Source organism: Saccharothrix hoggarensis (assembly GCF_042678885.1).
Taxonomy (GTDB): Bacteria; Actinomycetota; Actinomycetes; order Mycobacteriales; family Pseudonocardiaceae; genus Actinosynnema; species Actinosynnema hoggarensis.
The window spans coordinates 1-20,993 of record NZ_JBHTLK010000119.1 but is presented as its reverse complement, the minus strand read 5'-3'; the positions used below and the strand labels follow the sequence as shown (position 1 = coordinate 20,993).

The window sequence follows — 20,993 nt, the reverse complement described above, 5'->3', positions numbered from 1 at the left end:
GGCTGTGGGCGGGCGTCGAGATCGCGCCCGGCGGGCCGCGCGGCCGGGAGGCGTCCGAGGCGCTGGCCGGGCTGGGCGTGCTGTGCAAGGAGACCCAGGACACCACCCTGCGCGTCGCTCCCCCGCTCGTGATCACCCGGGAGGAGCTGGACCTCGGCGTCGATGCCCTCAGCGAGGTGCTGAGCACGCAGCGTTAATGCAGGTCACAGACGTGTCGAGGCGCACGTATCCGGCGGGTCCGTAACGCATCCTTACCCGCATGGGCGAACGCAAGCGGGCTGAGGCAGCTGTCACTCTCGGGCGGTGGGTCGAGCCGGAAGAGGTCTTGGCGCGCGGTCGGGGGCTGCGGGCGGCGGTGAGCCACGAGGCGCACCGCAAGATGCCGCTCGCGCCCGACCGGCCGAGCGTGGTCGAGTTCGTGAACGCGTCGAACGAGGGCCGTCTGCCGCACCTCGTGCCGCTGCGGGTCGGCCGGATGCTCGTCTCGCCGTTCGCCTTCTTCCGGGGCAGCGCCGGGCTGATGGCGGGCGACCTGGCGCTCGGCGCGCGCAGCGGGCTGGACGCGCAGCTGTGCGGTGACGCGCACGCGGCGAACTTCGGCCTCTACGGCACGCCCGAGGGCCGGATCGTCATGGACATCAACGACTTCGACGAGACGCTGCCCGGCCCGTGGGAGTGGGACCTGAAGCGGCTGGCGACGTCGCTCGTGCTGGCGGGCCGCGAGGGCGGCGTGTCGGAGAAGGGCTGCCGCGACGCGGCGTCCGACGCGGTGCGCGCCTACCGCGGCGCGGCGCGGCACCTGGCCGAGATCCCGTTCATGGAGTCGTGGAACGCCCTGGGCGACGAGTCGGCGTTGTCCAAGACCAAGGCCGACGACCTGATGGACGACTTCACCAAGGCCGCGTCCAAGGCGCGCAAGAACACCAGCGCGCGGGTGGCGGCGAAGTGGACGCGGCGCGAGGGCGAGCACATCCGGTTCGTGCCGGACCCGCCCGTGCTGTCCCGCATCTCCCCCGAAGCGGCGCAGTCCGTCGTGGACGCCCTACCGTCCTATGTGGACACTCTGCGCGAGTCGCGGCACAACCTGATCACCCGCTACAGCGTGTCGGACGTGGCGTTCCGCGTGGTCGGCACCGGCAGCGTCGGCTGGCGCAACTACCTGGTCCTGTTGCACGGCAACGGTGACGAGGCGCTGGTCCTGCAGGCGAAGGAAGCCCGCCCGTCGGCATTGGCCCCGTTCCTCGGCGCGCCGCCCGCCAAGCACGAGGGCAAGCGGATCGTGCACGGCGCGCGGCTCGTGCAGGTGGAGACCGACATCCTGCTCGGCTGGACCACCATCGAGGGACGCCACTACATCGTCCGGCAGTTCCGCAACCGCAAGGGCGAGATCGATGCGACCACGTTGAAGCGGGACGACCTGGACGACTACGGGCGGCTCGCGGGCGGACTGCTGGCCCGCGCGCACAGCCGGTCGGTGGACCCCCGGCTGCTGGCCGGGTACTGCGCGAACGGCGAGGAGCTGGACGACGCGATCGCCCGGTACGCGCTGGACTACGCCGACCGGACGACCGCCGACCACGAGGCGCTGGTGGCGGCGGTCAGGTCGGGTCGGCTGCCCGCTGACGTCGGATGACCTGCCGGGCCACCAGGAACAGCACCACGGCGTTCAGCACGTGCCAGGCGTAGTGGGTGCCGCTCGGCCACACCCCGCACAGGGGCTGGTCGAGCGTCCGCAGCGTCACCGACACCACGAACACGCCCGCGGCCGCCGCCAGGTCGTGCCACGGCAGCCGGCGGACCGCCGCGATCACCGTGACGACCAGCAGTGACAGGAACGGCGCGAGGTAGATGCCCGAACCGCCGGGGATCATCGCGCCCAGCGGCGCGACGGCGACGGCGAGCACCACGAACGCGGGCGCGGCCAACCAGGCGAGCGCCCAGCGGGCGTCCAGGTGGTGGCGCGCGAACACGATCAGGTACCAGATCACGTAGACCGCGATGAACCCGATGTCGAGCCAGTTGGTGACGGTGTCGGCCACGGTGTGGAAGCTCAGGCTGCCCAGCCCGACGAGGGCGAGCAGCACCGGCAGCGCCCGGAGGTCCCCGGTCCGGGGCCGGTGCCGCCACCAGAGCAGGGCGGCGGCGACCAGGAAGGCCGCGTTGCTCACGGCGTTGAGCGGTTCGGCCCACAGCCCGGGCGCCAGGCGTTCGCAGTACGCGTCCACGTCCACGGGCCGAAGTTGTACCGCGCCCGGATGAACGCCGGGAGTGCCCGCGCGGCGGAGGGCGGCTATGTTCGCTGGGGTGGAGTGGATCGGGCTCATCAGGCACGGCGAGTGCGAGGCCGCGCTCGCGCGGGAGGCCGCCGAGTCGGCCGGCCACGAGGTCGTGGACGTCGCGGTGCGGGAGGCGGACGTGCCGCTGTCCCCCGAGGGCGAGCGGCAGGGCCGGGCGCTGGGGCGGTGGTTCGCCGCGATGCCGCGCGAGCGGTGGCCGGACGTGGTGGTGTCGTCGCCGTACCGGCGGACCATCGCCACCGCCCGGCTGGCGCTGCCGGGGCACCCGCGGACGCGGGTCGACGAACGGCTGCGCGACCGTGAGCTGGGTGTGCTGGACCAGCTGACGTCGCACGGCGTGGCGCGGCGGCACCCCGAGGAGCACGCGCGGGAACGGCGGCTCGGCGCGTTCTACTACCGGCCGCCGGGCGGCGAGTCGTGGGCGGACGTGGCGCTGCGGCTGCGGTCGCTGCTGCGCGACGTCGACGGGCGGCGGGTGCTGCTGGTCGGGCACGAGGTGACCGCGTTCCTGCTGCGCTACCTGCTGGAGTGCCTGCCCGAGCCGGACGTGACGGCGTTCGCGCGGAACGTGCCCGTGCCGCACGGGTCGTTGACGTCGTGGCGGCGCGAGGACGGGCTGTGGGTGCTGGAACGGGAGTCGGAGACGGCTCACCTGGTCGAGCACGACGCCGAGGCGACGCCGGCCGAGGGCGCCTCGACGGCGGTGGGCGGCTAGGGCGTGCCCGGCGGTCCCTACCTGGCCCGTTTCACCCGCGTCTCGTCCCACACCGGCTCGTCCACCTCGACCACCTGGCCGTCCGACCGGAACAGCAGGAACCGGTCGAACCCGCGGGCGAACCAGCGGTCGTGCGTGACCGCGACGACGGTGCCGGTGAAGCCCTCCAGCGCGTCCTGCAACGCCTCGGCCGAGTTCAGGTCCAGGTTGTCGGTCGGCTCGTCCAGCAACAACAACGTCGCGCCGGACAGCTCCAGCAGCAACACCTGGAACCGGGCCTGCTGGCCGCCGGACAGCGTCTCGAACCGCTGGTCGCCCTGCTTGCCGAGGCCGTAGCGGCTGAGCACGGCCATCGCCGCGCCCCGGTCACGCCCCGCGCGGCCGTCCGACCCGTGCCAGAGGATGTCGACCAGCGTGCGGCCGATCCACTCCGGGTGCTGGTGGGTCTGCGCGAACAGGCCCGGCACGACCCGCGCGCCGAGGCGGCAGACCCCCGTGTGGGCGACGTCGCCGCCGCCGAGCAGGCGCAGGAAGTGGCTCTTGCCCGAGCCGTTCGAGCCGAGCACGGCGACCCGGTCCTCGAAGAACACCTCGACGTCGAACGGCTTCATCAGGCCGGTCAGTTCCAGGTCCTCGCAGGTGATGGCGCGCACGCCGGTGCGACCGCCGCGCAGCCGCGGCGTCACCTTCTCGTCGCTCGGCAGCTCGGGCGGCGGGCCGGCCTCCTCGAACCGCTCCAGCTTGGCCCGCATGACCCGGTACTTCGCCGCCATCACCTCGCTGATCCGGGCCTGGACCTGGAGCGTGCGGACGAGTTCCTTGAGGTGGTCGTGCTCCTCGTTCCAGCGGCGGTGCAGCTCGGCGAGGCGGTCGATGCGCGCGGCGCGGGCGGCGTGCCACGTGCCGAAGGAGCCCGCGTGCGTCCACGCCGAGTGCGCCTCCACCGTGACCACGTGGGTGGCGGCGACGTCGAGGAGTTCCCGGTCGTGGCTGACCAGCAGCACGGCCTTGCCGGTCTCGCCGAGCCGTTCCTCCAGCCACCGCTTGCCCGGCACGTCGAGGTAGTTGTCCGGCTCGTCCAGCAGCAGCACCTGCTCCGGCCCGCGCAGCAGCGCTTCGAGCACCAGGCGCTTCTGCTCGCCGCCGGAGAGCGTGCGGACCTCCCGGAACCGGGCCCGGTCGAACGGCACGCCGAGCGCGGCGACCGTCACCGTGTCCCACAGCACCTCGGCGTCGTACCCGCCGACCTCGCCCCACGCGGTGATCGCGTCGGCGTAGCGCATCTGGGCCGGTTCGTCGTCGGTCTCCATCAGCTCCAGCTCGGCGGCGTCCAGCGCCTCGGCGGCGGCCCGCAGCGGCGCGGGCGACGCGGCCAGCAGCAGGTCGCGCACGGTGCTCTCGTCCCGGACCGAGCCGACGAACTGGGGCATCACGCCCAGGCCGCCCTGCACGCGGACGCTGCCCGCGGTCGGCGCCAGCTCGTTCGACAGGATGCGCAGCAACGTCGTCTTGCCGACGCCGTTCGCGCCGACCAGCGCGACCACGCTGTTCGTGCCGACCTTGAACGACACGTCGCGGAACAGCTCGCGTCCGTCGGGCAGTCGGAAGGCGAGGCCGTTGGCGTCCAGGTATCCCACCCGCGCATGGTCCGGCATGGCCGGGTCCGAGAGCCAGCGGATTCCGCGGTCAAGCTCACCCGGCTGAGCGCGGACCGGGCCGCGGGCCGCCGTTGAAGGCGGTCGCCACCCATCCCGACGGCCCGGACGCGGCCGCCCCCTGCTCGTGCGCGAAGCGGATCGCGACGGCCGTGGTGGGCACCGTGAAGAAGGGCTGGGACGTGGTGGCGCGCGCGGGCTCGTGCGGGGCCCGCGAGGTCCCGTGTCCCCGGAGGGACGTGGCGCCGGTCAACGCCAGGTGTAACCGCGCATCAGCATGAGGACGGCGCCGAACCCGAGCGATGCGAGCGCCGGGCCGAACGCGCCGAGGAACAGCAGCAGCACGCCGAGGCAGGCGAACGTGCCCACGAGGGCGTAGCTGAGCACCGGGTACCGGGGTTTCCCGGCGACGAGCGCCGAGGCCAGGCCCGGCTCCTCGTCCGCGAGTCTGCTCTCTATCTCACTCAGGGTGCGGCGTTCCGCTTCGCTCATCACGGGCGTGGGATACCCGGCGCCCCACCCGCAAAACCACCGCTGAACGGGGGTTTAGCGGTGTCCGGCGGCCTCTCCGGGGACCTCCGGAGGCACCTCTCGGGGCGGCCTCTTCGACGGTCCACCGGTGGGTCCACTCGTGGGTCTGCGCGGGGGTCCGCACGGCGGTCCACTCGTGGGTCCGGACGGGGTCTGCGCGGGGTCCGGATGGGGCCTGCGCGGGTGCCCAGGCGTCCGGACGGGGGCCGCACCGGGACCGCTCAGCGGGACAGCGCGACCAGCCGGGAGACCGCCCGCAGGTACTTCTTGCGGTACCCGCCGCGCAGCATCTCGGCCGTGAACAGCTCCGACAGCGGCTCGCCCGAGACGGCCACCGGGATGTCCCGGTCGTACAACCGGTCGCCCAGCGCGACCAGCCGCAACGCCACCGCCTGGTCCGGCGCGGGCCGCACGCCGCGCAGGTGCACGGCGGTCACGCCGTCCACGAGCCGCCCGTAGCTCGACGGGTGGATGCGCGCCAGGGCCTCGCACAGGTCGGCGAAGTCGTCCAGCGTGCTGCCGGGCGTGCTCTCCGACTTGGCCACCAGCTCCTCGTCCGCCATCGGCGGCGGCGCGTCGGGCAGGCCGCGGTGCCGGTAGTCGGGGCCGTCGACCCGGACCACGGTGAACTTCGCCGACATGGACTGGATCTCGCGCAGGAAGTCCGCGGCCGCGAACCGGCCCTCGCCCAGCTTGTCCGGGAGCGTGTTCGACGTCGCCGCGATCGACACGCCCGCCGCCGTCAGCTCCTTGATCAGGCGCGTCACCAGCATCGTGTCGCCGGGGTCGTCCAGCTCGAACTCGTCGATCGCGAGCAGCCGGTGCGACGACAGCCGGCGCACCGTCTCGCCGAAGCCGAGCGCGCCGACCAGGTTCGTCAGCTCGACGAACGTGCCGTACGCCTTCGGGCCGGGCACGGCGTGCCAGATCGACGCCAGCAGGTGCGTCTTGCCGACGCCGAACCCGCCGTCGAGGTACAGGCCGGGCTTGGCGTCGTCCTGGCCGGACCGCTTGAACAGCCGGCCCAGCCAGCCCTCGCCACCGCCCTCGGACACGCGTTCGGCGAACTCGCGGCACGCCTTCACGGCCGCCGCCTGGCTCGGCTCGTCGGGGTTCGGCACGTAGGTGTCGAAGCGGACGCGGTCGAAGCGCGGCGGCGGGACCAGGGCGTCCACCAGTTCGTCCGCCGCGACGTGCGGGACGCGGTCGGACAGGCGCGGCGGGGCGGACATGCCCGGATGGTAGCGGCGTGCTGGGATGTGGAGGTGCGGATGTTGTGGCCACCACGCGAGGGCGAGATCACGGACGCGGAACTGGAGCGCCTCTACGACTACCCCGACGGGCTGGACCGGCCCTGGGTGCAGGTCAACTTCGTGTCCAGCGTGGACGGTGCGGTGTCGGTGGCCGGTCGGTCCGCGGGGCTGGGCAACGAGGCCGACCGCAAGGTGTTCATGCTCGGCCGCGACCTGTGCGACGTGGTGCTGGTCGGCGCGGGAACGGCCCTGGTCGAGGGCTACCAGGGCGTCAAGGCGGGCGAGGTGCGGGCGTCGCGGCGGGCCCGGCTGGGGCTGGCGCCCGTGCCGCCGATCGCCGTGGTGACGGCGCGGTGCTCGATCGAGCCGACGTCCACGCTGCTGACCAGCACGTCCGTGCCGCCGATCGTCCTCACCACGTCCGCCGCGCCGCGGGAGCGGCTGGACGCGCTGGTCGACGCGGGCGCGGACGTCGTGGTCGCGGGCGGTGACGACGGGGTGGTCGACCTGCGGGCAGCCCTCGCCGCGCTGGACGAGCGGGGCCTGCGCCGGGTCGACTGCGAGGGCGGGCCGACGCTGTTCGGGGCGCTGATCGAGGCCGACCTGGTGGACGTGCTGTGCGTGACGTTCTCCCCGCTGCTCGCGGGCGGCGACGCCGGGCGGATCGCGACCGGGCCGCTGCCCGCCGCGCCGCGCTCGATGGACCTGGCGTCGGTGCTGCACCACGAGAGCGCGTTGCTGCTGCGCTACCGCAGGGCGGACGGGGACTGATCCCGGCTTTCCCGTGCGGTAGGGCCGGTCACCAGGCAGGATGGCCGGGTGGCGCTCCCGTTGAACCCTCCCGTGCAGCCCATGCTGGCCAACGCCGTCGACCGCATCCCCACGGACGCGGACCTGGTGTTCGAGCCCAAGTGGGACGGCTTCCGCTGCCTGGTGTTCCGCGACGGCGACGAGGTCGTCCTCCAGTCCCGCAGCGGCAAACCGCTCAACCGGTACTTCCCCGAGGCCGAGGCCGCGCTGCGGCGCACCCTGCCGCCCCGGATCGTGGTGGACGGCGAACTGGTCGTCGCCAAGGACGACAAGCTGGACTTCGACGCGCTGTCCGAGCGCATCCACCCCGCGGCGAGCCGGGTGAAGCTGCTCGCCGAGCAGATGCCGGCCAGCTTCGTGGCGTTCGACGTGCTGGCCGTGGGCGACGACGTGCTGCTGGAGCAGCCGGGGACCAAGCGGCGCGCCACGCTGGAAGGCCTGATCACGCCCGGCGACTCGCTGTACCTCACGCCCGCGACCACCGACGCCGCCGTGGCGCTGCAGTGGTTCGAGCTGTTCGAGGGCGCGGGGCTGGACGGGATCATCGGCAAGCCGGGGGCCGGCGAGTACACGCCCGGCAAGCGCAGCATGATCAAGGTGAAGCACGCCCGCACCGCGGACTGCGTGGTGGCCGGGCTGCGGTGGCACAAGGACACCGAGCCGGGCACGGCGGTCGGGTCGCTGCTGCTCGGCCTGCACGACGACGACGCCGTGCTGCACCACATCGGCGTCGTCGGGTCGTTCAAGGCAGCCGAGCGGCGGGCGCTGGCCGAGGAGCTGGCGGGCCTGATCACGACCGACGACCACCCGTGGCTGGTGGAGCCGGACGGCAGGCGGCTGCCGGGCGAGATCAACCGGTGGCGCGGCAAGCACGCCGACTGGGTCGCGCTGCGGCCGGAGCGGGTGCTGGAGATCTCGTACACGCAGACCGAGGGCGCGGCGCCGGCCCGGCTGCGGCACAACGGCCAGTTCCGCCGCTGGCGGCCGGACCGCGAGCCGTCGTCGTGCCGCTACGACCAGCTCGACCAGCCGGCCCGCTACGACGTGGAATCGGTGCTGCGCGGCGAAGTCCGCCCCGGGAAGGGCGTGCGCTGAGTACCGTGGCGGGTTGTGGCTGACGTGGACGCGCTCATCCGGGAACTCGACGACCGCATGCGGCACGACTGCCGGCGCATGGCGCTGTGGCGGGTCGTGCACCGGACGACCGGGCTCTGCTACACGGTGGTGCTGATCCTGGTGCCGGCCGTGCTGGCGGTGGGCTTCACCTCGTCGGAGACGGCGCTGGGCAAGGTCCTGCTGCTCACCGCGGCCGTCGTCGGCGGGTTGAACGTCACCTTCAAGCCGTACCTGCACAGCCAGAAGCGGCGCGGTGACGTGAACACCATGCGGCGGCTGCGGGACGAGTTCCGGGCCGACGTCGCCGGGGCGGGGACGGGTGACGTGCTCGCGGTGTACCGGAAGTACTCGGCGGCCTACGCGACGGTGTTCGAGCAGCGGGGCGGCGAGCTGATCGACGGCCGGCTGAGCGCCGAGGAGCCCCCTCCCGCCGGGTCCGCGCCGGGGTCGGACGCACCGGCGAAGCCCGACGCCGAGCCGCGCGCCGAGCCGGTCGCCGAGCCCGCCGCCAAGGCTTAGCCCGACGTCACCCCTGACGCCCGTCGCCGGTGCGCTGCTCGTCCGAAGCACGCGCCCGCCGCCGGCGCGCTGATCGCCGGCCGGCCGCTCGCCCGCCCCCGGTCACTCGTCGGCCGCTCGTCCGCCGGTCAGACGTCCGGTTTCGCGGTCTTGGTCGCGCCGATCGACGCCAGCACCACGCAGAACACGGCGACCCACTGCGCCGGGTGCAGGGCCTCGTGCAGCACGACCAGCCCGGCCAGCGCGGCGACGGCCGGTTCGAGGCTCATCAGGATGCCGAACACGCGTGGCGGGATGCGGCGCAGCGCGTCCAGCTCCACCGAGTACGGGATCACCGACGACAGCAGCGCCACCGCCGTGCCCGCGATCAGCACCACCGGGTTGAGCAGCATCGTGCCCGCCTCGGCCACCCCGAACGGCAGCGCCAGCGCCGCGCCGAACACCATCGCCAGCGCCAGGCCCTTGCCGTCGGCCGTGCGGCTGCCCAGCGCCGCCGCCAGCAGGATGTACCCGGCCCAGCACACGGCCGCGCCCAGCGCGAACAGCACACCGGGCAGCGCCAGGCCGCCGTCCACCCTGGTCAGCAGCAGGACGCCGGCCGCCGCCAGCAGCGCCCACAGGCCGTCCAGCCAGCGCCGCGAGCCGAGCACCGCCACCGCCAGCGGGCCGAGGAACTCGATGGTGACCGCCGCGCCCAGCGGGATGTGCTTGATCGCCTGGTAGAAGCACAGGTTCATCGCGCCGAGCACCAGGCCGTAGCCCGCGATGACGGCGTACGTGCGCAGGTCGAGCCGCAGCGACGGCCGCCACACCACCAGCAGCACGACGGCGGCCAGCACGAGCCGCATCGTGACCGTGCCCGCGGCACCCGCCAGGGTGAACAGCTGCTTCGCGACGGCCGCGCCCACCTGCACGCTGACGACGCCCAGCAGCACCAGCGCGGGCGGCGGGATCGCGCCGTACGCCCTGGCGGCGAGCGTGAACGGCCCGGAGCGGGCCGGCCTGCGTTCGGGGAGTCCTTCGACGTGCACCGTGACCACCCGGCCATCCTCCACCAGCCCGCTCACCGAAGTCTCACCTGGACTGTGTGAGGCTCTGCACGACCACCGCCGGATGGGCTGAACCGTGGACGACCACTGTCGCCAGAGAGCGAGGACCGCTGTGCCGCGTCGGCGTCACGCCACCCTGATGCTGGTGGCCCTGAGCGCGCTGGCCGCGTGCAGCGCGGGTCCGTCGACCCGCCCGGTGATCGCGGTGCACGGTGAGGGCGACGACACGTCGGTGGCCACCGTGCCGTCCGGGCCGCGCGAGGTCCCGCCGCTGGAGAACTACGAGTCGGCCGGCCTGTCGTGGTCGTCGTGCACCGACTCGACGAAGGCCCGGCTGGGTGACACCGCGCCGGCCTCCGGGCACGAGTACGAGTGCGGGCGGCTGACCGTGCGGCTGGACGTCCCGAGCCGTCCCGGACGGGGCAGCCTCGGGCTGTCGCTGCTGCGCGTGGGCACCGGCGGCAGCCCGCTGGTGGTCGTCGGCGACGCGGACGGCGAGCCGGGCACGTTGACCGCGGCGCGGTTGGCGGCGAGCCTCCCGCCGTCGGTGCTGAGCACGTTCACGCTGATCGGCGTCGACCGGCGGGGCACGGGCATGTCGGACGGCGTGCAGTGCGTGCCGGACGTGGCGCGGGTGGGCATCCTGGAGGCCGATCCGGGCGCGGAGGACCAGGACGACCTGGTCGACGCCTACACGTTGGCGAGCCGCGAGTGCGTGCTCGACCTGGAGAACCGGCTGACGGCCGTGGACTCGTGGCGGGCGTCGGCGGACCTGGAGCAGCTGCGCGAGGCGTTGGGCGTGGCGCACCTCAACGGCATCGGCGTCGGCGAGGGGTCGCGGGTGCTGTCGCTGTACGCGAGCCGGTACCCGGACCGGATCGGGCGGATGGTGTTCGACGGCGCGCCCGACCCCACGCTCGACGTGTCGGCGGTGGCGGAGACGCAGGCGGTGGCGGCGCAGGAGACGTTCGCGGCGTTCGAGAAGGACTGCGTGCTGCGCGGGTGCCCGTTGGGCGCGGCGGCGTCGGACCGGTTCACCGCGTTGCTGGGCTCGTTGCGGAACCGGCCGGTGCGCGGTGACGACTTCGACCTGACCCCGGGCACCGCGACGGTGGCCGTGCTGGCGGGTCTCGCGGACCGCCCCCGGTGGCCCGCGCTGGCCGACGCCCTGGTCGCGGCCGAGGGCGGTGACGGGACGAAGCTGAGCGCGTTCGTCAACCCGCTCCTGCTCGACAACGAGGAAGACCCGCCGTGGCTGGACGCGGGCATCGTCACCGGGTGCAACGACACGACGACCCGCATCCCGCCCGAGCGGGTGGCCGGCCTGGCCGAGGACTGGAACACGAAGCACCCGCTGTTCGGCGCCTACTTCGCCCGCAAGCTGCTGATGTGCGGCCCGTTCCCCGTGCCGCAGCCCGTGAAGCCGCCGAAGCTGGTGGGGGCGCCCCCGATCGTGGTCCTGACGACCGCGACGGACCCCGTCACGCCGAGGGTGGGCAGTGAGCGGGCGGCGCAGGCCCTGCCGGCCGGCATCGTGGTCGGGTGGCAAGGCGGGGGTCACGGCGCCCTGGGCCGTTCGGCCTGCGCGACGACGGCGGCCGAGGAGTTCCTGGTGAACGCGAAGGTGCCGAGCAGCGGCACCGTCTGCCCGCCCTGAGCCGAACCCGATTGCGCGCAGCCACGCCCACGTCACGCCCACGCCGCGCCGCGAACTCGCACAGCCGCACGCGCCCGTACCCCGGCCCGTGCTCAGGGGTGAACGCGGTGCGTGGCGCGGCCCCGGCGCGCTGGGGCGGCCGGGGCCGGGCGGTGGTGCTCGGGTCGACGGGCTGCCGGCTCGGCGCCTAGCAGCTGGAGCAACACCCGCAGCCGGGTCCGGTGCAGCCGTTGCAGCAACCGCAGCCGTCCAGTTGGGCGTGCTCCACCGTCATGATCTCTACCACCATCGTTGGCTCCCCTGCGTCGAGCGGATGTCCTGCGACCGAAGGTATTTCGACCCCACGGTCCGCTCTACCGCTGGGCAGGGGAAGTCCCCTCACCCGATCGCGGAACGCCAATCATCAAGATGTTGCAATACGTGTTCACGTCCCTTCGGCGGTCAGTTCGTCCAGCGCCCGCTGCGCCGCCTCCAGCTCCGCGCGCAGCTGCTCGACCCGGGCCAGGTGGCGTTCGCGCGCCGCGCTGAGCACGCTGTCCACCGCCTCGTCCACCTCCGCGGGCAGCAACTTCGCCGCCTGCGCCACCGCCGACGCGGCCACCGGAGCCGCCTTCAACGTCCGCCGCGACCCCCACTGCACGTCGACCGTCCACTCGCCCTCGGCGGTCGACACCAGGGTCACCGTCACCTCCGCCGGCTTCGCCTGCTTGCGCGCGGCCGGCTTCCGCTCGGCGGGCTTGCGCTCGACCGACGGTGGCGCGGGCGCGGGCTTCGGCTTGGCCGGCGGCGGCGCGGGCGTGTAGATGTGCTCGACCGGCGCGGGGGCCGCCGGTTCGGGCGCCGACGCGGGCGCCGGGGTCCGCTTGCGCGGCGCGGGCTTCTCCACCGTCAGCTCGGCGGGCGAGAACGACAGCTCGTCCTTCTCCCCCGTCGGCCGCACCTGGATGTAGTCGCCCTCGGCCGGGTCGGTGAACGCCACCACCTTCGCCGACCGCCCAGCCTCCACCCCCACCGCGGCGGAGGTGAACCAGACCTGGGCCGGGCGACCGGCGGCCAGTTCCGCGCGCAAGTGGTCGATGTCCTCCTCGGACAACGAGCTCTGCTTCGCCTTCGCCATCGGTACCTCCACGACTTGCACAAGATCCGTCGTGGTGCAGCTTGCCCTACCGCACCGACAATTCCGCGAGCTGCCGGTCGTGCGGGCGCGCGAACACCCACTGCGACACCACCGAGCCCACCAGCGCGAGCAGCATGTCCCAGTGCGTGTCCCAGACATCCCCTTGCGTGCCAAGGAAGTCCGTCGCCGCCTCGCCGCCGATCACCGCGCCCGCCCACTCGACGAACTCGTAGACCGCGCTCACCGACAGGCACGTCGCCGAGACGAGGAAGAACGTCCACCCGCCCGGCCGCAGCGGCGTCCGGCGCAGCAGCACCTCGCGCGCGAGCACCGCCGGCACGAAGCCCTGGACGAAGTGCGCGAACCGGTCGTAGTGGTTGCGGTCGGTCCAGAGGTCCCCGAACGGCACCTCGGCGTACGTGTAGTGCGCGCCTAGCGCGAGCACCAGGGCGTGCCCGAAGACGAGCCAGTACGCGAGCCGCGTCAACGGGAACCGGCGGTACGTCCACGCCAGCAGCGGCAGCGCGATGGCGATGGGCGCCACCTCCAGCAGCCACGTCCCGTAGCTCTTGGGCCGAATGGCGGACACGGCGACCGCCACCACGACCAATCCCGCCAGCACGACCGGAAGGCGATCCCTGCGCTCCATCCCGCGATCCTGCCGCATCCCGGTCCACACAGGACAGGGGCGGCGAGGGAACCGTTCCCCTCGCCGCCCCGGTCACCGATCAGGATCAGGAACCGAACTGGATCCAGTTGACGTTCACGAAGTCGGCCGGCTGGCCGCTGGTGAAGGTCAGGTACACGTCGTGCTTGCCGGTCAGCCCGGTGATGTTGGCCGGCACGGTGCGCCAGCTCTGCCAGCCGCCGGTGTTGGCGATGGCGAAGCTGCCGAGCGGCGCCGCCGTCGGGCTGCCGACGCGGACCTCCACCAGGCCGCTCACGCCACCCGCCGCACCGCTCGCGACGCGGGCGATGAACTGGCGGCCGGTGCGGGTGCCGAAGTCGACACCCCGGAAGAGCGCCCACTCGCCGTTGGCGATGCCGGCGATGTTCTGGCCGCCGCCGACGTCCGTGGTCGTCTCCTTGAACACGCCGTGGTGCTGGTCGTACGACTCGGCCTGGATGGTGCCGAACGCGTCACGGGTGACCGGCGGAGCCGTCGTGGTCGTGGTGGTGGTGGTGGTGGTCGTCGTCGTGGTGGTCGTGGTGGTCGGGGACGTGGGGTTCACGCCGCCGGAACCCGAGTCGACACCGCTGCCGGCCGGGCCGCGCCACGCCGTGGACGACGCCGGGACGTTCAGCGTCTGCCCGTCGGAGAACGTCACCGTGGTCGCCGCCGAGCCCGGGTTGTAGGCCACGTACGTGCGGGCGCCGTTCTTGCTCAGCACGGCGTGCGTCGGCACGTTCGCGGTGACGGACGTGTCGGGCGTGCCGTAGGTGTTGAGCGACGAGATCCAGTGGTAGGCGTGCGCCCGCGAGTCGCCGTCCTCGGGGCTGAGGCCGCTGCCGTAGTTGGCCATCGCCTGCGCCGGGTCGGCGATCGCGAGGAACTGGGTGATGATGTCCTTCCACTCGACCTCGGTGCCGCCGTTGTTGGCGCGGAGCTCGTTGATGTTCTGCAGCACGTCGGCCTTGTAGTCGGCGTGGTACAGCGAGCCGCCGGTGATCGGCAGCATGTTGATGCCGTGGATCTCCTCGGGGTTCGCCGTCCACCACGTGCTGTAGCTGGCGCCCGCGCCCCACACCATGCCGACCGTGCCGTGCTGGAAGGCGGGCGGGAACACCGCGTCGTCCTTGTCGAACCAGTACTGCGCGATCGCGGTTTCCTGCGTGGTGTGCAGGTAGATGCCCGCGTCGCGCAGGGCGGTGTCACCGGTCGCCTGGCCGAACAGCACGGCGGCGGTGGCGAACATCATCCCCTCGGACGAGGACTCCTCGTTGTTGCCGTGCGCGAAGCCGGCGTGGCCGGACGCCCAGCCGTGGCCCGCGTACGCGTCGAAGTTGCGCAGGAACGGGAACCTGGTCTCGCCGCGGTCGTAGTTGTTGGCGTCCTTCACCAGCAGCTTGATCATGCCGCCGTAGCGGGAGTCGGCCGCCCACGCGGCGTCGTGCTGCGCCACGACGGACGCGGCCAGCACGTAGTAGCCGGCGTGGAAGTGGTGGTCGTTCAGCTCGGCGTCCGTGCCGTAGGAGGCGCGGTAACCGGTCAGCGTGCCCCACGTCGAGTCGTAGACGAAGTGCTTGTCGGGCTCGCCGGGCGTGGCGGTCAGCCAGTCGGTGAGCCGGTCGCGGACCATCGTGATCAGCCGGTCGCGGCCCGTCGTGTAGCCGATCTGGTTGGCGACGCGGGCGAGCGCCGCCAGGCGCCACAGCGCCTTGCCGGTCCAGTACGTGTCGGCCGCGCCCTTCCACGGGTCGGCGGCGTTCAGCTCCTGGTCGATCTCGGCGCGCAGGCGGTTCTGGTCGGCTGCCGAGGACAGGGGCAACGCGGGCAGGACGCCGTTGAACGTGCTGCGGGTCGTGAACGACGAGCCCTCGCGCAGCCGCATCTCACCGCGCGGGGAGGCGTAGCGGTAGGGGGTGACGGCGTCGGTGGAGTTGAGCCACTGGTGCCGGTAGAGGGCCTGGAGGGTGCCCGTCTGGGTGCCCTGGCGAGCCGTGGTCGTCGCCGTGTAGGTGGCGGTGAGCTGGGCATTCGCCGAGTTGTAGGTCCAGCTGACCTTGGTGTCGGTCACGAAGGAGAACGCGTAGCGCTGGAACAGGGACAGCGCGTCGCGGCTGGGCAGCGCGGCCACGGAGAAGAAGGCGGCCGGCGAGGTGGCCTCGGCGGTGCCGACGACGTTCCAGTTGCTCGGCGAGAACAGCGCGTAGTCACGGCCGTTGACGGAGACGCCGAGCGTGGTGCCGGTGTTGCTCCAGATCGTGGTGGCGCCGTTGAACCCGACGCGGGCCGTGCCGCCGGTCGCCTCGGCGTACACGTACGGCGAGCCGTGGCCGATCGTGGTGCGCAGGGTGCGCGTCCCGTCCGTCCACAAGGGAGTGACGGTCCAGTCGGACCAGCCGTCGACCTGCGTGCGCGGCGCGTTGAGGCCGCTCACGCCGACGAACAGGTCGTCCTGGTGCATGAACTCGTAGAACCGGCCGTCGGGGGTGATGTTCGGCGTCTTGGGGTTGCCGACGCCGAGCCCCTGCGCCGCCGCGTGGAAGGTCAGCGGGTGGGCGTACATGTTCTCGGAGTACGGGTTGCCCGGGTAGCGCTGGAAGGCCAGCGACGACCACCAGTCGTTGGTGGGGACGGGCCGGCCGGCCATGCGGGCGGTGACCTTCGGCGTCACGGGAGCGCCGTTGGAGTCGGACGGGCCGACCGCGCCCGCCGGACGGGTGGTGGCGTAGCTACCGGCCCCGACCGTGACGGCGTTGGCCGTTCCGGTCAGGACGAGAGGGACAGCGGCAGCCGCGGCCACGGCGACCGCCAAGGCCGCCAGGTGGGGGCGGATTGAACGCACAGGGAACCTCCAACAGGAACTCACAGCTCTGTGAGAGCGCTCTCACGCATGGCAAACGGTAAACCGCCAGGTTGCCGCGTGTCTACGGTTGGTTGGTTCTGACCCTGTCAAGAGCCCGCGGAGGCGGTCGGTCAGTCCTCGACGCGGAGGTGGTACTCGCACCCGTACTCGACCGCGTACTGCAGGTCGTAGTGGTGCACGATCTTGGGGCCGCCGTGCAGGTGGACGTGGGTGACGGTCTGCTTCGGGGCCTCGGGCGCCTTGGCGTGGGAGTCGACCCGGCCGTCGAGGGGACCACCGACGAACCGCACCACGTACGCATTCGTCATCGACTTGCCTCCCTCTCTTCGGCGTCGCCGTCCATGGTACGAGAGGACCAGTCGGATCGCGGCTGACGCGCGTGGGGAAACAGCCGGTTGGCGCAAGGCGCCTGCGTGGTTCCCGATCTCCTCCACCCCTGCCGACCTGGCGTGACACGTCCCGGCCGGCGTCGCCGTCCAGCCCGACGGCGACGCCGAGGTCGGGTGCACGACGCCTCGGCCCCCGAGCGCGTCGACTTCGGTCTCAGCCGGTGTCAGCCGTTCACGTCGTCACCGGCCTCGTCGTCAGTCCGCAACGAGCTCTCCTCACCGAGCCCGACCTCGTCCAGCACCGCCCAGATGGCATGGGCGACGGCCGCGTAGTCGCGGGCGGACAGGTCGGCGGGCAACAGCACTTCCAGGCTTCGAGTCGGCACGACTTCAGCGTGACCGTGGACCACCTGCCACGCGATACCCCAAGGGAGCGGTGTTCCCAGCCGTTGAGACCACCGGCCCCCGCGACCGGCACGCCCGGCGTGCGCGAACGCCTCCGTCTTCGATGGTGACAGGCACTCGCGGCTCCACTCGCCAGCGCCCGCTCCACGCCCACCGGGGCGTACACGGTTTTCGCCGAATCGGACGGTTTCGCGCGTCTTGCCGCCCTCAGGTGTCTCTTCATGGGTGCGCGACGCGGCGCAGGGGACCCCAGGTCGCCTCAAACGCGCTGCGGCCTCGCCCGAATGGAGGGCACGCCGACGCCGGGTGCCTGCCCGGACAGCCGGCGCCCGGAGTCGGTTCACCTGGTGGTCGGACGTGAGACCGACCCGTATCCCCAGCTCTACTGGCGCTTCCGCGACGGTTGGACGCGCGGTGGCTCGCCGGGCATCTTGGGGTAGTCGGGCGGGTAGGGCAGTTCGCCGCGCTCGTCGTTCGCGTACCAGTCGAGCAGCGCCTCGATGCCGAACGCCTCGTCGTCCAGGCTCGCGTGCGGGTCGCCGTTGTCGGCCAGGTACTTCGGCACGGTGAGGACGTCGAAGTCGTCGGGGTCCACAGAGGACAGTCGATCCCACGTCACGGGGGTGGACACGGTGGCGCGGGGCGTGCCGCGGACCGACCAGGCGGACGCGATGGTGCGGTCCCGGGCGGCTTGGTTGAAGTCGAGGAAGACGCGCTCACCGCGTTCCTCCTTCCACCACGACGTGGTGGCCTTGTCGGGAACCCGCCGCTCCACCTCGCGGGCCAGCGCGATGACGGCGTGGCGCACGTCCACGAAGTCCCACTCGGGCCGGATGCGCACGGCGACGTGCACGCCCCGTCCGCCGGACGTCTTCGGGTACCCGGTGAGCCCGAGCTCCTCCAACACCTCGCGCAGCACGAACGCGACCTCGACCGCGTCGCGGAAGTCCGTGCCCGGCTGGGGGTCGAGGTCGACGCGCAGCTCGTCCGGCCGATCGGTGTCGGACCGCCGCACGGGCCACGGGTGGAAGTCGAACGTCCCCAGGTTGGCCGCCCACGCCAACACCGCGGGCTCGGTCGGGCACACCTCGTCCGCGGGCCGTCCGGACGGGAACTTGACCCGGGCCGTCTCCACCCACTCGGGAGCCCCCTTGGGCAACCGCTTCTGGTAGAACGCCTCGCCGGTGACCCCGTCCACGTACCGCTTCAACGTGGTGGGCCGATCCCGCAGGACCCGCAACAGGGGCTCAGCGACGGCCAGGTAGTACTCGACCACCTGCAGCTTGCTGATACCCCGGTCGGGGAAGTACACCTTGCCCGGGTTCGACACCCGCACCACGCGCTCGCCAACGTTCAGTTCCACAGCTGGGGCCGCCACACCGGCGAGGGTAACAACGCCGGTGGGACGGGGCAGGCCAACGCGCCGACGTGGTGATCAGCACAGCAATCCCACATATCCCGGCCCGAACCGCACGTCAACCAGCACTTTCCCGTATTACGGACACCCACCCTCCAGCCCATTCGCGTGCACGCTAGCGGTTTCGACGAGCAGTTACCCTGACGGATCCCATAGGCGACGAGGCCGCGTGCGAGGTGCTCATCGCCGTCTCCGAATCATCCTCGGTCCAGGTGCTCGGAACGCTTGCCCGCCAACTCGACTGACGCGGCCGCCGCGTGCAAGCGCGCGACCGACGCCGCAGAACTGATCGCGCCCAAGCCGCCAGAACGTCAATGACATCAGCAGTTGTACTCGGGCGCGACGACGACGCAGACCGCTGCCTCCACGGCCACGGACGGGGGCCGCCTGCAGTGGCGACGCACGGTGGTGGCGATCAGCACAGCAACACCACGTATCCAGCCTGAACGGCCCTCCGACCAGCGTGTCCATCTCTTCCAGCCAGTGCCGCGCACCACCGGATTGACTGAGTTCTTAGCCCGTTCGTATGTAGGTGGACGATGTCCACCCCAGGTGTCCGGTGCTTCGATACAGTCTCCGACTGACCACGGAGCGCAATCGGGGAGGTTTGTGCTGTGACCGGTTACAACGGGGGGCTGACGGGGGATGTCGGTCAGTACGCCTTGAAGCAGTACCGCGAGCAGAGCGGGGGTGGGCTCGCCAGCCTGTTCACCATGGGATTGAGCGACGTCGTCGCCGCCGCCAAGGCGCTGGCCGCCGCGAACGAAGCCAAGGCTTTGGCGGTGGACCCGCAAGCCGTCGACACGATGCTGAAGAAGCTCACCGACATGCAGGACGTCCTGGACGGAATCCAAGCGGATGCCGAAATGCTGGCCAGCCAGACGCCGCTCGGTGGCGGGTACGCCGAAGACATCGGCAAGGTGAACGCCCAACTGGGCCACCAGGTCATCAACGAGGTGATCCCGGAAATGGTCAAGGCCATTGCGGACCTCAAGGATCAGGTCGACAAGAGTCGGGCTTCCTACCGGAACGTCGACGAAGCCAAGTCTGAGACCTTCAACAACCTCTGACGGGATGACGCAGCTGCGATGAATCGCACACTCACTCGAATTTCGATGGCCTTCGTCGCCGGTCTCGCCCTGTTGACCACCGCTTGCTCCGACGGTGCGACAGGAACTCCGACACCGGCCACGACGACCACGGGAACCAAAGCCGACTCGTCGACCACCCCCGCCACCACCTCGCCTTCAGATGACAACGCCCTCGCGGACGTCGACCCGTGCGATCTCCTCACCTCCGCCGAAGTGACCCAGGTCGGTCTGACGAATCCCGGTGAACCAGAGGTGATCGGCGGCGCCGAGACCTGCCGCTGGAAGGTGAGCGGAAATGGCGGTCTCCTCGTCGCGGTGAATCCGCGTAAGGGCTTCGACGATCTCGACTACCGAGGCAAGGACGTAGCGCCGACCAAGGTTGGAAAGTACGAGGCGCGATTGGCCAAAGCACTCGACGGCGCCAAGAACATCTGCCACGTGGTGATCGAGGTTTCCGGATCGTCCAGTGTCCAACTCATCTCCAACTTCACGGCCAGCTCGAGCGATACCGCCGGAGCGTGCGCCCGTGCCACGCAAGCCGCCGAACTGGTCGCGCCCAAGCTGCCCTGACCTGCTGTTAGTACCGTCCCAAGGGGGGATGAGATGACCCGAGAGAAGCCGCGAGTTCCGGAACCGACCGCGAACTACCCAGCGCACCAGCACGAAGACTTGAAACGACAGGTCGAGGAGAACTTCGACGCGGGCGTGGCCGGTCAAGTCGCCGACAAGTGGAAGTCGATCGGGGCGACTTTGACCGAGATGGCGGTGGACTTCCAGGTCATCGTCAACGGCTCGCAGGGCGGCTGGACGGGTAGCGCGGCGGAGGGGGCTCGGGCCGCGCTGGCCAAGGTCGGGAAGTTCAGCGACATGACCGGTGATCACTTCACGGCTACCGGGACCGCCCTGCACACGCAGACCACGGCGGCGGCCGAGGCGAAGAACCGGATGCCCGAGCCGGTCGAGTACGACCCCAAGAAGATGTTCACCGACGCGCTCACCAGCGGCTCGATCCTGCAGTTGGCGGCGTTGCCGATGGCGATGCCGGCGCAGAAGGCGAAGTCGGACGGCGCCAAGGCCGAGGCCGTCCAGGTGATGCAGTCCCGCGACGACGCGATGCGCTCGGCCACCAGCACGATGCCCGCGTTCGCCGAGATGCCCGCCGTGACGCAAGACCAGGGCACGGCCACCAGCTCAACGCACACCTCGTCGGTCACCACCCGCACGGTCGACCCGAGTCGGGTGGGGCCCGGCGGTGTGCCGGGGACGACGGCGACCACGGGAGTGGGCACCACCACCGGGACCACCACCACGTCGTGGGCGCCGCCGCCCAACGTCGCCCCGCCGACCGTGCCGCCCAACTTCGGCACGCCTCCGCCGACGCAGCCGCCCCGCACGCCGCTGCCCGGGTGGTTGCCGCCGGCCTTCCCGCCCGGCGGCAAGCAGAACGTCCCGCCCGGCAAGGCGGTGCCCCCTGGTCGGCCGCTGCCCCCCGGCGCACGACC

General features: G+C 72.0%; 20 protein-coding genes and 1 pseudogene. 10 read left to right on the top strand and 11 right to left on the bottom strand.

All coding sequences use genetic code 11. The features are described 5' to 3' along the window. Together rocD and ACFQ3T_RS21565 are read left to right on the top strand one after the other, a co-directional pair. Positions 1–197, top strand: a pseudogene (gene rocD / locus ACFQ3T_RS21570) (ornithine--oxo-acid transaminase); the annotation flags it as partial. A 62-nt stretch (positions 198–259) separates the two neighbouring features. After that, complete coding sequence (locus ACFQ3T_RS21565; RefSeq protein WP_380725175.1) at positions 260–1,633, top strand: DUF2252 domain-containing protein; 1,374 nt, start codon at positions 260–262, stop codon at positions 1,631–1,633. Here ACFQ3T_RS21565 and ACFQ3T_RS21560 read toward each other — a convergent pair. Beyond that, on the bottom strand, positions 1,599–2,231 hold the full coding sequence (locus ACFQ3T_RS21560; RefSeq protein ID WP_380725173.1) for a hypothetical protein: 633 nt from the start codon (positions 2,229–2,231) through the stop codon (positions 1,599–1,601). The genes ACFQ3T_RS21565 and ACFQ3T_RS21560 overlap by 35 nt on opposite strands. Before the next feature lie 61 nt (positions 2,232–2,292). On the opposite strand from ACFQ3T_RS21560, the gene ACFQ3T_RS21555 reads away from it, so the two are divergent. Further along, positions 2,293–3,012, top strand: coding sequence for a histidine phosphatase family protein (locus ACFQ3T_RS21555; protein ID WP_380725171.1), 720 nt, complete (start codon positions 2,293–2,295; stop codon positions 3,010–3,012). 17 nt (positions 3,013–3,029) lie between these two features. Here ACFQ3T_RS21555 and ACFQ3T_RS21550 read toward each other — a convergent pair whose 3' ends face one another. The 3 genes from ACFQ3T_RS21550 to zapE all read right to left on the bottom strand — a co-directional run bounded on the left by ACFQ3T_RS21550 (position 3,030) and on the right by zapE (position 6,430). Continuing rightward, entirely contained in the window at positions 3,030–4,667 is a 1,638-nt protein-coding gene (locus tag ACFQ3T_RS21550; RefSeq protein ID WP_447009738.1) for an ABC-F family ATP-binding cassette domain-containing protein, read from the bottom strand. A gap of 249 nt (positions 4,668–4,916) precedes the next feature. After that, positions 4,917–5,159, bottom strand: coding sequence for a DUF3040 domain-containing protein (locus ACFQ3T_RS21545; protein WP_380725167.1), 243 nt, complete (start codon positions 5,157–5,159; stop codon positions 4,917–4,919). A gap of 260 nt (positions 5,160–5,419) precedes the next feature. Beyond that, positions 5,420–6,430, bottom strand: coding sequence for a cell division protein ZapE (gene zapE, locus ACFQ3T_RS21540; protein ID WP_380725165.1), 1,011 nt, complete (start codon positions 6,428–6,430; stop codon positions 5,420–5,422). A 39-nt stretch (positions 6,431–6,469) separates the two neighbouring features. On the opposite strand from zapE, the gene ACFQ3T_RS21535 reads away from it, so the two are divergent. The 3 genes from ACFQ3T_RS21535 to ACFQ3T_RS21525 are packed head-to-tail and all read left to right on the top strand — an operon-like array spanning position 6,470 to position 8,896. After that, on the top strand, positions 6,470–7,222 hold the full coding sequence (locus ACFQ3T_RS21535; protein ID WP_380725163.1) for a pyrimidine reductase family protein: 753 nt from the start codon (positions 6,470–6,472) through the stop codon (positions 7,220–7,222). A gap of 48 nt (positions 7,223–7,270) precedes the next feature. Continuing rightward, positions 7,271–8,356, top strand: coding sequence for an ATP-dependent DNA ligase (locus ACFQ3T_RS21530; protein WP_380725161.1), 1,086 nt, complete (start codon positions 7,271–7,273; stop codon positions 8,354–8,356). Between the two features lie 15 nt (positions 8,357–8,371). Beyond that, complete coding sequence (locus tag ACFQ3T_RS21525; RefSeq protein WP_380725158.1) at positions 8,372–8,896, top strand: hypothetical protein; 525 nt, start codon at positions 8,372–8,374, stop codon at positions 8,894–8,896. 128 nt (positions 8,897–9,024) lie between these two features. On the opposite strand, the gene ACFQ3T_RS21520 is transcribed toward ACFQ3T_RS21525, so the two are convergent. Beyond that, entirely contained in the window at positions 9,025–9,936 is a 912-nt protein-coding gene (locus tag ACFQ3T_RS21520) for an EamA family transporter (RefSeq protein ID WP_380725177.1), read from the bottom strand. A gap of 148 nt (positions 9,937–10,084) precedes the next feature. On the opposite strand from ACFQ3T_RS21520, the gene ACFQ3T_RS21515 reads away from it, so the two are divergent. Continuing rightward, on the top strand, positions 10,085–11,602 hold the full coding sequence (locus ACFQ3T_RS21515; RefSeq protein ID WP_380725156.1) for an alpha/beta fold hydrolase: 1,518 nt from the start codon (positions 10,085–10,087) through the stop codon (positions 11,600–11,602). A gap of 424 nt (positions 11,603–12,026) precedes the next feature. On the opposite strand, the gene ACFQ3T_RS21510 is transcribed toward ACFQ3T_RS21515, so the two are convergent. The 6 genes from ACFQ3T_RS21510 to ligD all read right to left on the bottom strand — a co-directional run bounded on the left by ACFQ3T_RS21510 (position 12,027) and on the right by ligD (position 18,346). Beyond that, positions 12,027–12,719 carry a DUF6319 family protein gene (locus tag ACFQ3T_RS21510; RefSeq protein WP_380725154.1) on the bottom strand — a complete coding sequence of 231 codons (693 nt, stop codon included), beginning with the start codon at positions 12,717–12,719 and terminating at the stop codon, positions 12,027–12,029. 46 nt (positions 12,720–12,765) lie between these two features. Then, entirely contained in the window at positions 12,766–13,368 is a 603-nt protein-coding gene (locus ACFQ3T_RS21505) for a DUF2238 domain-containing protein (RefSeq protein WP_380725152.1), read from the bottom strand. A gap of 85 nt (positions 13,369–13,453) precedes the next feature. Next, on the bottom strand, positions 13,454–16,228 hold the full coding sequence (locus ACFQ3T_RS21500) for a glycosyl hydrolase (protein ID WP_380725150.1): 2,775 nt from the start codon (positions 16,226–16,228) through the stop codon (positions 13,454–13,456). A gap of 131 nt (positions 16,229–16,359) precedes the next feature. Beyond that, positions 16,360–16,557 (bottom strand): hypothetical protein, encoded by a 198-nt coding sequence (locus ACFQ3T_RS21495; protein WP_380725148.1) that lies wholly within the window; start codon positions 16,555–16,557, stop codon positions 16,360–16,362. A gap of 245 nt (positions 16,558–16,802) precedes the next feature. Continuing rightward, the gene (locus ACFQ3T_RS21490) at positions 16,803–16,964 is read right to left on the bottom strand and encodes a hypothetical protein (protein ID WP_380725146.1); all 162 of its coding nucleotides are present in this window, start codon (positions 16,962–16,964) and stop codon (positions 16,803–16,805) included. A 401-nt stretch (positions 16,965–17,365) separates the two neighbouring features. Then, positions 17,366–18,346, bottom strand: coding sequence for a non-homologous end-joining DNA ligase (ligD, locus tag ACFQ3T_RS21485; protein WP_380725144.1), 981 nt, complete (start codon positions 18,344–18,346; stop codon positions 17,366–17,368). 668 nt (positions 18,347–19,014) lie between these two features. Between ligD and ACFQ3T_RS21480 the strand changes: the two genes are divergently transcribed. The 3 genes from ACFQ3T_RS21480 to ACFQ3T_RS21470 all read left to right on the top strand — a co-directional run. Further along, a complete protein-coding gene (locus ACFQ3T_RS21480) occupies positions 19,015–19,470 on the top strand; it encodes a hypothetical protein (RefSeq protein ID WP_380725142.1) in 456 nt (151 codons plus the stop codon). A 45-nt stretch (positions 19,471–19,515) separates the two neighbouring features. Next, positions 19,516–20,061: a DUF3558 domain-containing protein gene (locus ACFQ3T_RS21475; protein WP_380725140.1), complete on the top strand. Its 546-nt coding sequence runs from the start codon at positions 19,516–19,518 to the stop codon at positions 20,059–20,061. 99 nt (positions 20,062–20,160) lie between these two features. Continuing rightward, on the top strand, positions 20,161–20,993 hold an 833-nt coding region (locus tag ACFQ3T_RS21470; RefSeq protein WP_452603485.1), incomplete at its 3' end, for a PPE domain-containing protein.